Genomic DNA, 12,062 nt, shown 5'->3' with positions numbered 1-12,062 from the left:
GTGTTGTGAAAAAGCATCTAAGTGTAGGATTACTTTCTATTTTATCGGGTATTTTGGCATTTTAACTACCTTTGTACTCTTAAAAATCAATCTATGGGCGAGGCTTCAGAATCGTTGAATTTCATTGAGCATATTATTGAGGAAGACCTGAAAAATGGGTATTCCAAAGAAGATTTGAGGTTTCGTTTTCCGCCGGAACCAAATGGTTATTTGCATATTGGTCATGCAAGCTCGATTTGCTTGAATTTTGGTTTGGGTTTGCGCTACAATGCACCCGTCAATTTGCGATTTGATGACACCAACCCTGCTAAGGAAGAGCAGGAATATGTTGATGCGATAAAGAAGGATGTCGAATGGTTAGGATTTCAATGGGATACCGAAAGGTATGCTTCCGATTATTTTCAGCAGTTGTACGACTGGGCGGTCGATTTAATTAAGAATGGAAAAGCGTATGTGGATAGCCAATCTTCAGAAGATATGGCCTCACAGAAAGGAACACCTACACAACCTGGTATAGATAGTCCATATAGAAATAGATCCGTTGAAGAAAATCTAGCTTTGTTTCAAGAAATGAAGGATGGCAAGCACGAAGCTGGAGCGCATGTTCTAAGGGCCAAGATTAACATGTCATCATCTAATATGTTGATGCGAGACCCAATAATGTACCGAGTGTTACATAAAGCGCACCATCGTACTAATACCGATTGGTGTATTTATCCAATGTACGATTGGACACATGGTGAAAGCGACTACATCGAGCAGGTTTCGCATTCCCTTTGCACATTAGAGTTTGCCATGCATCGTGAACTTTATGATTGGTTTTTAGACCAGGTAATTGATAAAAGTAAATTACGCCCCAAACAACGTGAGTTCGCCCGTAGAAACCTCAGTCATACTGTAGTCAGTAAGCGAAAGTTGCTACAGCTAGTAGAGAGTGGTGTGGTCAACGGGTGGGATGATCCTCGAATGCCTACTATTTCAGGTTTGAGAAGAAGGGGGTATACCCCTAATTCCATTAAGAATTTTGCTGACACCATCGGTATAGCGAAACGAGAAAACTTGATTGATGTGTCGTTATTAGAGTTTCATGCCCGTGAAGATCTTAACAAAACCGCTCCTAGGGTTATGGGTGTTTTAAACCCATTGAAATTGGTCATCACTAATTATCCGGAGGATAAGGAAGAGTGGCTCGACATCGAAAACAACCCCGAAGATGAATCGGCTGGTTCTAGACAAATTCCCTTATCGCGGGAAATTTACATTGAGCAGGAAGATTTTAAAGAGGAGGCCAACAGAAAGTTTTTTAGACTGAAGTTAGGCGGTGAAGTTCGCCTGAAGAGCGGATATATCATAAAAGCAGAAAGCTGCACTAAAGATACCGATGGGAATATTATTGAGGTTCAATGCACTTATGACCCAAAGAGTAAGAGTGGTAGCGGGACAGAAGAGAGTTTAAGAAAAGTCAAAGGCACATTGCATTGGGTCTCGTGTAAACACGCTATCGAGGCAGAGGTTCGCTTATATGATAGACTTTTCACGAATGAAAGTCCGGACTCTCAAAAGGACAAAGACTTTATGGAATTTATAAACCCTAATTCTTTGGAGGTTATCACTGCTTTCGTTGAACCAAGCTTGCAAGAGTCTAGCCCTGGGGACAGATTTCAATTTCAACGAATGGGCTATTTTTGTGTAGATTCGGATTCAAGTGGTGAGAAGCTCGTATTTAATAAGACGGTTGGCTTACGAGATACTTGGGCAAAAATTCAGCAAAAATAATCTCGCCAAGTTCGCTCATTAAATCTATCGTTTGATACTTTCCAAACGGTTATAAGTTATTTCTTTTTCGAGCGTGTCCAACAATAGATATTTCTTATTTAAATTGAGGGCTTAAAGGGCTGTAAGAAGGCATTTCGTAAATCGAACGATATAAGAGTTGACTTTACTGGTTTTGGTGCAGTAGAGGCCTTTAAATTGGTTAAAACACTCTTAATTTACTTCAAAAGCTAATTTTTGCATTGATTGGGGTAAAGCAACCAGCCCTTCCACATTAATTTGGCTGTTCAATGGTTTCGATAGAAGAATATCCATTGAAAAAGTTAAGTATTCATTTAAAACCTAACAATTATGTCAAACGATAGTGGTAATATTTTATTAGCAGTTCTTACTGGAGCAATTATCGGTGCTGGTGCCGGAATTTTATATGCACCGGACAAAGGAGAGAAAACTCGTAAAAAAATAAAAAAGAACGCTCTTAAGACTAAGGAAGACATTACAAGTAGAATTAGTCAAGCTGCAGAGGAATTGACAAAAACTGCTGAAGAGAAGAAAATCGACTTTGAACAAAAGCTTGAAGATACCATTTCAAATATGAGCTATAAGGCTGATGATATCATCATGACTTTAGAAAAGAAGCTTGAAGATCTAAGAAAAAAGAATGCCCAACTTCAAAAGTAACCTATGGCTTTTGATGAATTAAAGGAAAACTTTACCGAGGCAGAGGCTAGCGCAAAGTCGTACCTTGAAAGCAGCCATCAGTTTTATAAACTGAAAGGTTTCAAGGTGATGATGAAGGCTATTGTGGTATTTGCTAAGATTGCTTCTGTTTCGGTAATGCTTGTTTTGGCCCTTTTGTTTTTATCAGCCAGTGCTGCATTTTGGGCCGGTGAGGCCTTGGGAAGCAATGCCTTGGGCTTTCTCATTGTCGGAGGATTTTATATTCTAATAGGAATTATAATCTACCTTCTAAGACATCACCTTAACAAACCATTACTTAAAAAGTTCTCTGAATTTTATTTTGATGAGATATGATACCTAAGAAATACACCTCTTTTAAAGAAATTGACCAAGACCTTAAAATATTAAAGCTACAGCAAGAAATTGAAAGGGAGAATATGAAACTTAGTTTCAATACTGCCAAAAGCAGTCTTTACCCAACTAACTTGCTCGGTGGCGTAGGGGGGGTGCTTCAAAAACTTATTATGTCATTAGTGGCGCGAAAGGTGATGAAGAAATTTCATTAACGACCTATATAAAATTAAAAGCCCGGTAAATCCGGGCTTTTTTTATTACATCATCCTATAAATTAAGATTTGTCTTTCTTCTCATTGGCCTCCTTCATCTTTTCGCCAATCATATTGCTTGCCGTAAACGATGCGACCATGTTATTAAGCATATCACTACCTGCTTGGGGCGAATTGGGCAAAAGTATTAAATTGGTGTTTGTTTCCTCTCCAATGGCCTGTAGCGTATCATAATGCTGGGTTACGACAATCAATGCTGATGCCTCTTGACTGTTAATGCCGACTTTGTTCAATACTTCTACCGATTCTTCCAACCCTCGAGCAATTTCCCTACGTTGGTCGGCAATACCTTGCCCTTGCAATCGCTTGCTCTCGGCCTCCGCCTTGGCCTTTTCTACAATTAGAATACGGGCAGCATCACCTTCGAATTGGGCAGCAATTTTTTCTCTTTCCGATGCATTTATACGGTTCATGGCGTTCTTTACCTGGGGGTCTGGATCAATGTCCGTAACCAACGTCTTAATGATATCGAAACCGTATTCGAACATGGCCTCTTGTAGCTCGGTCTTAACAGCTATGGCTATGTCGTCCTTTTTCACGAAAACATCATCAAGTTTCATTTTTGGCACCTCGGCACGTACCACATCAAAAACGTATGAAGTAATTTGTTCATGAGGGTATTCTAATTTGTAGAAGGCCTCATATACCTTGTCTTTAAGCACGACGTATTGTACCGATATTTTTAACTTAACAAATACATCATCCAAGGTTTTGGTTTCCACAATAACATCCAATTGCTGAATTTTAAGGCTTAGGCGCCCCGCAATTCGGTCAACTACCGGTATTTTCATTTGTAGGCCCGATGAGCGGATGCTATGAAATTTACCGAAGCGTTCGATAGCTACAGCCGTCTGCTGTTTGACGATGAAAAAGGAGGATAGCAAAATAACTATCCCAAAAAAGAGTATTGGAATAAAAATAAAAGAACCCATGATAGTGTGTTTAAAGTTGTTGAATGAAGATAACAAGTCTTCATCTAATCTGTAGCAACAATGATGAATTTGTTACAACGGACTAACGAAACACTACTTAAGAAATTGAATGTAATCACTTTACATTACAGGGTATCCAAAGCTTTTTTAATTCTTTTAATACTTTCCTCTTTGCCAATCATAGAGATAATATCAAATAGATGAGGGCCCTTCATATCACCTACGATGACCAAACGTAAAGGTGGCATAACCTTACCGAACGACAGCTCTTGCGAAGCAATCCAATCTTTTGTGGTAGATTCAATGGCTTCCGAATTAAAATCATCAGTGTTTTGATATAGGGATAAGAGCTCCCTCAATATCTTGGGCGTATCGTCTTTCCATTGTTTTTTTACGGCTTTCTCATTATACCCCTCGGGAGTTTGAAAGAAATAATCGGAAAGATTCCAAAAGTCAGAGACAAAAGTGGCCCGCTCTTTAATTAGGGAGACTACTTTTTCTACATATTCTTTTGACTTTCCGTTAAGTTTCTCATCTTCAATACCTTCTATAAATAGACGGGCTAAATCTCCATTGTCTGTTTCTTGAAGATAATGTTGATTATACCATTTGGTTTTGTCAGGATCAAAGCGAGCACCTGATTTATTCACGCGCTCTAAACTAAAAGATTGAACAAGTTCTTCTAAAGAAAATAGCTCTTGTTCCGTACCAGGGTTCCATCCTAAAAGGGCCAAGAAGTTAACGACCGCTTCCGGAAAGTAACCGGCCTCTTTATAACCTTCAGATTCATGCCAAGTTAGGGGAAAGACAGGAAAACCCATTTTCTCTCCATCACGTTTACTTAGCTTCCCTTTGCCCACGGGCTTCATAATTAGGGGCAAATGGGCAAATTGGGGTGCTTGCCATTCAAAAGCATCATACAGTTGTTGATGTAGGGCTAGAGAAGGCAGCCATTCTTCACCCCTTATCACATGGGTAATTTCCATTAAATGGTCATCAACTATGTTGGCGAGGTGATAGGTGGGCATGCCATCACTTTTAAAAAGCACTTTATCATCAAGCGTATTGGTGTCAATTTCGATCTCTCCACGAATACTATCGTTCAGAGACAGTTTCACGTCAGGAGGGGTTAAAAAACGAATCACATATTCCTCCCCTGAATTGATGCGCTTTTGAACCTCCTCAGGCATCAGGGAAAGAGAATTATCAAGTTTTAACCGATTGTGCCAATTATAAATAAAGGTTTTGCCTTTGCTTTCATGGTCTTTTCTATGATAGTCTAACTTTTCAGGGGTATCGAAGGCATAATAAGCTTTGCCTTTTTCGATTAAACGCTCGGCATACTGTCTATACAACGATTTTCGCTCACTTTGCCTATAAGGGCCGAACTTGCCTTCTTTGCCAGGGCCTTCGTCAAAAGGAATTCCACACCAGTTCAATGAATCGATGATATACTGTTCGGCTCCATCAACATATCTATTTTGATCGGTATCTTCTATACGCAAAATGAAGTCTCCACCGTTCTTTTTAGTAAATAGATAATTAAAAAGGGCTGTTCTTACACCGCCTATGTGTAAAGGTCCGGTTGGACTTGGTGCAAAGCGCACACGGGTTTTTGGGGCCATAATTTTATTTTGAGGAAGCAAAGATAGGCAATGGCCCAAATACATTAAAGTCTATAGGTGTCAAATGGTGTTATCGTAGCTCTTTGAGCCATAGTTGTTAAACCATTGATGGTCTAGTTTTTGCATATCTTTGTTAAGGCGATGAGAAGTTATTCGAACATAATAGAGAAGTTAAAGGCATTCAGTAATAAGTATTATAAAAAAATGCTCCTGAAAGGTGTCATTCTATTTTTGACATTCGGCCTTTTATTTTTGTTCGTAGTTCTTTCCTTAGAATATTTTCTGTGGCTTCAACCCACATGGCGCCTTATTTTATTTGTGCTATTCATAGCTGTTGAGTTATTTCTGTTGTATCGCTACATTTTTGTTCCACTATTGTTCTTGTTTAGAATTAAAAGGGGTATTACGAATAAGGAAGCATCCTTACTGATAGGAAAGCATTTTCCTGAGGTAGGTGATAAGTTGGCCAATCTCCTTGATTTAGCCAATGATGATAAGAAATCTGAGTTGGTGGTGGCCAGTATAGAACAGCGTTCCAAAAACCTGAACCCTGTACCTTTTGGCAATGCCATTAATTTTACTGATAACCTGAAATACACTAAATATCTAGCTATTCCGGTTGTAATCTTTTTACTTATCTGGGTTAGCGGTAATCTGAGCCCTTTTTTTGGATCGGCAAATAGAGTTGTCAATTACAAAATGGCCTATGAACCTCCGGCACCATTCTCCTTTCAGATAATCAATGAATCACTAGATGTACTGGATAATCAAAGTTTGACCATTGAGGCAGTAACCATAGGTGATGTACAACCTGAGCAAGTAATTATTTCGCTTGACGGAACCGATTACTTTATGAAAAAGGAAAACGGTCGGTATGTTTATTCGATGGACCCGCCCTTTTCTTCCTTAGATTTTCGCTTAAGCGCTAATGGTGTTTATTCTAAGGCTTATTCTATCAATGTTAGGGAAACACCGGTATTAGAGGATTTCACGATGGTTCTCGATTTTCCTAGGTACTTAGGAAAGGCTAAAGAGTCGGTAAATGGCACTGGTAATGCTACCATTCCTGAGGGGACTAAGGTTTCTTGGTCGGTAAGCACCAAGAATACCGAAAAGGTGGAATTTTCAACTAGAGATACTATTCTTGCGTTCGATAAGATTCGGGAGAAGTTCGACCTTTCCAAGCGTATATATTCTAACCTCTCCTACGAAATAACCTCTTCTAACAGACACGTAGCTAATTTTGAGAAATTAGCCTATCGCTTTACTGTGATTAAAGATTTATCTCCGACTATTTCGGTCAAGGAAGTAAAAGATAGTCTTGACCATAATGTGGCCTACTACACCGGTGAAGCCAGCGACGATTATAAACTGAACAGTATAAAACTGGTCGTTTACCCTCTCACTAACCCTGATAAAGAGCAAGTAATAGAGGTTTTTTCAGGGTCTTCTGGTTTCGAGCAGTTCTATTATACTTTTCCTTCAGGCCTCCAATTAGAGCCAGGAGAAGATTATGAGTATTATTTTGCAGCAACTGACAATGATGCCCTAAAGGGTGGTAAAACAGTTAAGAGCCGTCTCTTTTCGATGCGTCTTTTAAGTGACGATCAACTGAGAAATGAAGACTTAAAAGCTCAGCAATCTTTGATTAGCAATTTAGACCGGTCTTTAGAAAAGGCAAAAGACCAAAAAGAACAGCTTCAAGATATCAATGAAGGTCAAAAAGAGAAGACCGAATTGAATTTTAATGACCAAAACCAGGTTAAAGATTTTATTAGAAGGCAAGAACAGCAGGAGCAACAAATGGAGAAATTCAGCAAAAAGCTGAATGATAACCTTAATAAATCGGATAATGATGACCCAATGAAGCGGCTACTTCAAGAGCGCTTGGAAAGACAGGAATTGGAGGCCAAAAAGAATCAGAAGCTGTTAGAGGAGCTCGACAAAATTGCCAGTAAAATCAAAAAGGATGAATTGAATAAGCGTTTAGAAGACCTGGCAAAGAAGCAGCAGAACAATGAACGTAACCTAGAGCAGTTGGTCGAGCTTATGAAGAGATACTATGTGGGGGAGAAGGCCAAGCAGTTGGCTGAGCAGTTGATAGTAGAGGCGAGAAAGCAAGAGCTGTTATCTAAGCTAAATATCGGGGATACCCTATCTCCGCAAGAGCAGAAGAAGCTTAATGAAAATTTCGCAAAACTGGCAGAGGAACTATTAGAATGGGATAAGGATAATGCCAAATTGAAGAAGCCTTATGCATCAGAAAAGAAGGATAGTGAGATTGAATCAATAAAGAAGGACCAGAATGACGCTTTAGATGAAATTAATAAGCATCAAGGTGCTGAACAATCTTCTTCAAAAGACAAAGAGGAAGAATCTAATAGCAAGACTAAACAAAAACAAAAGTCTGCGGCCGGCAAGATGAATAAAATGGCACAGTCTTTAAGCCAATCGTCAATGGCTGGCGGTAGTGAGTCTTCAGATACTGAAGATGCCGAGATGCTGCGACAAATTTTAGATAATCTAGTTACTTTTTCCTTCAAGCAAGAATCACTTTATGACAAATTAGAGGGTACAGATGCTGATAACGCTCAATTTTCCAATAGCATTAAAGAGCAACAAGGCTTACGCGACTTGTTTGAACATGTAGACGACAGCATATTTGCCCTTTCGTTACGCAGGGCCGAGTTGTCAGAATTTGTAAATGAACAAATAACCGAGGTTTATTATAATATTGATAAATCACTTGAAAGTATAGCCGAGAATCAGATTTATCAAGGGGCATCGTATCAGAAATACGTTCTTAATGCCTCCAATAGCTTGGCTGATTTCTTGGCGCGTATTCTTGACAATATGCAGCAAAGCATGATGGGAGGTCAAGGGGAAGGACAAGGACAGGATAAAGGCTTTCAGTTGCCCGATATCATACAGAGCCAACAGGAATTGAAGGAGAAGATGGAAGGACAAGGGAGTGGAGAACAAAAGAGGCAGGAGAATGGTCAAGGCCAACAACAGGGGCAGGGGACCAAGGGCGAACAGGGAAATGCGGCTGGTGAGAAGTCTGGAGGTCAGCAATCAGGTGAGGCAGAGGGAGAAGATGGTCAACAGGGAAGTCAAGGTGGTCAAGGCAACAAAGGCAAGGGCGATGGAGAGAATGGTGTGGGATCAGGAAGTAGTGAGGCTGAATTACAAGAAATCTACGAGATTTATAAAGAACAACAGCAAATTAGGCAAAGGCTTGAATCTCAATTGAACGATTTAATGAACGAAGGAGATAGAAAGTTGGGTGATAAGTTGGCAAAGCAAATGGAGGATTTTGAAAATGATTTATTGGAGAATGGTATAACCAATAGAGGGTTGTCTAAAATGAACAATATACAGCATCAGCTTCTAAAACTGGAGAATGCTGTAATGAAGCAGGGCAAGAAGCCTCAGCGCGAGAGTAGTAGCAATACAAAATCTTATGTAAACCCCATAATTACTAAACCCTCATTTTTAGATAATTATAACAATGAAATAGAAATTTTAAATCGACAAGCCTTACCTTTGCGCCAAAATTTTCAAAATCGCGTAAAGAGCTATTTTAAGGGTAATGATTGAATTTCATTTCGAGATAGATTTTGAGTTAGATGAATCGAAGTATTCCGATTGGTTAACTAGGATTTGTCAGTCTGAGAAATCCACCGTTGGAGACTTAAATTATATTTTTTGTACCGACGAGTATCTGCTCGATATTAATCAAAAATATCTGAGCCATGATACGTTCACAGATATTATCACATTTGATTACTGCGAAGGGGATAGTGTGAGTGGAGACGTTTTTATATCTGTAGATAGGGTAAAGGATAACGCAGTCGACTTTAAGGTTTCATTTGACCAAGAGCTTAATAGAGTGATGGCTCATGGAGTTTTACATTTGTTAGGCTTCAAAGACAAAAGTGCTGAAGATGCTGTGTTGATGAGAAGAAAGGAAAATGAGAAAATGGAAATGTTCCACGTGGAACATTAAATTATAACGACCTTTTTATGTTTAGTGATTTATATGATGTTGTAGTAGTGGGTGGAGGTCACGCCGGTGCAGAGGCCGCCGCCGCCGCCGCCAATATGGGTTCAAAGACGTTGCTTGTAACGATGAATCTTCAAACCATTGGGCAGATGTCTTGCAATCCTGCCATGGGTGGAATTGCCAAGGGCCAGATTGTTCGTGAGATTGATGCGCTTGGTGGTTATAGTGGAATTGTAAGTGATAAGTCGGCCATTCAGTTTAAGATGCTGAATAAATCAAAAGGTCCCGCTATGTGGAGCCCAAGATCTCAGAATGATAGAATGCGTTTTGCTGAGGAATGGAGGTTGGCACTGGAAGGCATACCCAATTTGGATTTTTATCAGGAGATGGTGAGCGGTTTGATAATTAGTGAAGGCCGCATTTCTGGAGTTCGCACTTCTTTGGGAATAGAAATTAAAGCCAAATCCGTGGTGCTAACTAACGGCACGTTTTTAAATGGTTTAATTCACATTGGCGAAAAGCAATTCGGTGGCGGTAGGGCAGGAGAAAGAGCTGCTACAGGCATTACCGAAGAGTTGGTTTCTTTGGGTTTTGAGTCTGGTAGAATGAAAACCGGTACGCCGCCTAGAGTTGATGGTCGTTCTCTTGATTATAGCGTGATGATTCCACAGCCAGGAGATGAAAATCCCGAAAAATTTTCCTATTTGAATACTCCGGTTTTATCCCGTCAGCGGGATTGTTTTATGACCCATACGAGTTCTCACGTACACGAACTGTTACGTGAGGGTTTTGATAGATCACCCATGTTCAATGGCAGAATTAAGAGTATAGGGCCTCGTTATTGTCCTTCCATAGAAGATAAAATTAACCGGTTCGCAGATAAAGATAGCCACCAGATATTTGTAGAACCAGAAGGATGGGATACGGTGGAAGTTTATGTAAATGGGTTCTCGACTTCACTTCCAGAAGATGTTCAGTTCAAGGCATTGCGGTCCGTCAAAGGCTTTGAAAACGTAAAGTTTTTTAGACCAGGGTATGCCATTGAATACGATTATTTCCCACCTACACAGCTTAAACATACGCTAGAAACTAAATTAGTTGAAAATCTTTATTTCGCTGGTCAAATAAATGGCACAACGGGATACGAGGAAGCAGCTTCCCAGGGTTTGATGGCAGGTATCAATGCGCATTTAAAAATCAATGAAAAGGAGGCTTTTATTCTCAATAGGGATGAAGCCTATATTGGCGTTTTAATTGACGATTTAATAACCAAGGGCACAGAGGAGCCTTATCGCATGTTCACTTCTAGAGCTGAATATCGTACACTTTTAAGGCAGGATAATGCAGATTTACGGTTGACTCCTAAGAGTTATGAATTGGGATTGGCAGGTGAAGAGCGGTTAAAACGAATGGAGGATAAGCTTTCTAAATCGGAATCTTTTCTGAATTTTTTCAGGGAAACTAGCTTTGACCCGAGTGAAATGAATCCGATTTTAGAGAGAGTAGATTCGTCATTGGTAAAGCAGTCCGATAAGATGTTCAAGGTTTTCAGTAGGCCTCAGGTTTCAATGGATCACATGCTAGAACTTGAAGAGGTTGCGACCTTCGTTGAAGAAAATGGGTTGGATCGTGAGGTTCTTGAACAGACCGAAATTCAGGTCAAATACTCGGGTTATATTGAAAAGGAAAAGTCGAACGCCGATAAACTTCAAAGACTCGAAAATGTACGAATACCTGATGGTTTTGACTATTCGAAATTGAAATCTCTCTCTTTTGAGGCTCGTGAAAAGTTAAGCTCTATTAGGCCGGTTACCATAGCGCAAGCTTCCCGGGTTAGTGGTGTTAATCCCTCGGACATTAGTGTTCTTTTAGTTCATTTGGGGCGTTAATGAAGAGTGTTGTTCTTAAGCAGAAAAAGCCGTTTTTGGCTAAGTTGTTAGGGGTGTTTTTTCTGGGCCTAACCGTGTACTATTTGATCAATCAAAACGCTCCTATTGCTCAACTTCTATTTATGCCTATCTTGGGTTTTGTGCTACTAGGATATTCCGTGACTTTTGAAATTTCGTCGACATCAACCTCAAAAAGGCAGTTGCGTTTGTATGGATTTGTAGTGTGGAGCAGTGAGCTGAAGTATGTAAGACCTGAGTATGTTTCTGTCTTTTCTTTAAGGTCGGGCGTGCAGTCTGATTGGGGCCCAGTTGCTGCGATTGGTAGACGTACTTCTGCAAATGAATTTGTCGTCAGATTCTTTAGTGGCAATAGTCATTTTACTGTTATGCGCACCTCAAATCAGGGCTTGGCCAGAGCAGAGGGGAGGGAATTAGCGGACATGTTTTCGGTAGAATTGTTGGATAAATCTTAGGAGTGTTCCACGTGGAACGTCATTAAAAAACACGTTTGTTTTCGGGAGGGGATTTTC

Annotated in this window: 10 protein-coding genes; 8 read left to right on the top strand and 2 right to left on the bottom strand. The window is 40.0% G+C overall.

Going from position 1 to position 12,062, the window contains the following annotated elements:
• Window positions 1-93: 93 nt before the first annotated feature.
• The 4 genes from IL356_RS03895 (at window position 94) to IL356_RS03880 (ending at window position 3,020) form a co-directional block, all read left to right on the top strand.
• Window positions 94-1,776, top strand: coding sequence for a glutamine--tRNA ligase/YqeY domain fusion protein (locus IL356_RS03895; protein WP_121847114.1), 1,683 nt, complete (start codon window positions 94-96; stop codon window positions 1,774-1,776).
• A 348-nt stretch (window positions 1,777-2,124) separates the two neighbouring features.
• Complete coding sequence (locus IL356_RS03890; protein WP_121847115.1) at window positions 2,125-2,454, top strand: YtxH domain-containing protein; 330 nt, start codon at window positions 2,125-2,127, stop codon at window positions 2,452-2,454.
• Window positions 2,455-2,457: 3 nt separating this feature from the next.
• A complete protein-coding gene (locus tag IL356_RS03885) occupies window positions 2,458-2,808 on the top strand; it encodes a hypothetical protein (RefSeq protein ID WP_121847116.1) in 351 nt (116 codons plus the stop codon).
• Complete coding sequence (locus IL356_RS03880; protein WP_162987769.1) at window positions 2,805-3,020, top strand: DUF6327 family protein; 216 nt, start codon at window positions 2,805-2,807, stop codon at window positions 3,018-3,020. The genes IL356_RS03885 and IL356_RS03880 overlap by 4 nt, the downstream gene beginning before the upstream one ends.
• 62 nt (window positions 3,021-3,082) lie before the next feature.
• Here the strand turns inward: IL356_RS03880 and IL356_RS03875 are convergent, their stop codons facing one another.
• Window positions 3,083-4,012, bottom strand: a complete 930-nt coding sequence (locus IL356_RS03875; protein WP_121847117.1) for an SPFH domain-containing protein — start codon at window positions 4,010-4,012, stop codon at window positions 3,083-3,085.
• Window positions 4,013-4,137: 125 nt separating this feature from the next.
• Window positions 4,138-5,637: a glutamate--tRNA ligase gene (gene gltX, locus IL356_RS03870; RefSeq protein WP_121850546.1), complete on the bottom strand. Its 1,500-nt coding sequence runs from the start codon at window positions 5,635-5,637 to the stop codon at window positions 4,138-4,140.
• A 204-nt stretch (window positions 5,638-5,841) separates the two neighbouring features.
• On the opposite strand from gltX, the gene IL356_RS03865 reads away from it, so the two are divergent.
• From IL356_RS03865 to IL356_RS03850, 4 genes are read left to right on the top strand one after another with little or no spacing between them, the layout of a single operon-like run.
• The gene (locus IL356_RS03865) at window positions 5,842-9,237 is read left to right on the top strand and encodes a hypothetical protein (protein ID WP_225621381.1); all 3,396 of its coding nucleotides are present in this window, start codon (window positions 5,842-5,844) and stop codon (window positions 9,235-9,237) included.
• Window positions 9,230-9,646: an rRNA maturation RNase YbeY gene (gene ybeY, locus IL356_RS03860; RefSeq protein WP_121847119.1), complete on the top strand. Its 417-nt coding sequence runs from the start codon at window positions 9,230-9,232 to the stop codon at window positions 9,644-9,646. The genes IL356_RS03865 and ybeY overlap by 8 nt, the downstream gene beginning before the upstream one ends.
• Before the next feature lie 17 nt (window positions 9,647-9,663).
• Complete coding sequence (gene mnmG, locus IL356_RS03855) at window positions 9,664-11,532, top strand: tRNA uridine-5-carboxymethylaminomethyl(34) synthesis enzyme MnmG (protein ID WP_121847120.1); 1,869 nt, start codon at window positions 9,664-9,666, stop codon at window positions 11,530-11,532.
• Window positions 11,532-12,005, top strand: a complete 474-nt coding sequence (locus tag IL356_RS03850; RefSeq protein WP_121847121.1) for a hypothetical protein — start codon at window positions 11,532-11,534, stop codon at window positions 12,003-12,005. The genes mnmG and IL356_RS03850 overlap by 1 nt, the downstream gene beginning before the upstream one ends.
• Window positions 12,006-12,062 lie beyond the last annotated feature (57 nt).

Origin of the sequence: Euzebyella marina (genome assembly GCF_014855515.1) — a bacterium.
Classification (GTDB): Bacteria; Bacteroidota; Bacteroidia; order Flavobacteriales; family Flavobacteriaceae; genus Euzebyella; species Euzebyella marina.
Note: the sequence above shows the minus strand (reverse complement) of the source record. Positions and strands in the feature narration are given on the sequence as shown.

Coding starts and splice junctions, on each gene's coding strand:
- IL356_RS03850 (WP_121847121.1), top strand. CDS start 11,532: ATGAAGAGTGTTGTTCTTAAGCAGAAAAAGCCGTTTTTGGCTAAGTTG.
- ybeY (WP_121847119.1), top strand. CDS start 9,230: ATGATTGAATTTCATTTCGAGATAGATTTTGAGTTAGATGAATCGAAG.
- IL356_RS03895 (WP_121847114.1), top strand. CDS start 94: ATGGGCGAGGCTTCAGAATCGTTGAATTTCATTGAGCATATTATTGAG.
- IL356_RS03865 (WP_225621381.1), top strand. CDS start 5,842: ATGCTCCTGAAAGGTGTCATTCTATTTTTGACATTCGGCCTTTTATTT.
- IL356_RS03885 (WP_121847116.1), top strand. CDS start 2,458: ATGGCTTTTGATGAATTAAAGGAAAACTTTACCGAGGCAGAGGCTAGC.
- IL356_RS03875 (WP_121847117.1), bottom strand. CDS start 4,012: ATGGGTTCTTTTATTTTTATTCCAATACTCTTTTTTGGGATAGTTATT.
- gltX (WP_121850546.1), bottom strand. CDS start 5,637: ATGGCCCCAAAAACCCGTGTGCGCTTTGCACCAAGTCCAACCGGACCT.
- mnmG (WP_121847120.1), top strand. CDS start 9,664: ATGTTTAGTGATTTATATGATGTTGTAGTAGTGGGTGGAGGTCACGCC.
- IL356_RS03890 (WP_121847115.1), top strand. CDS start 2,125: ATGTCAAACGATAGTGGTAATATTTTATTAGCAGTTCTTACTGGAGCA.
- IL356_RS03880 (WP_162987769.1), top strand. CDS start 2,805: ATGATACCTAAGAAATACACCTCTTTTAAAGAAATTGACCAAGACCTT.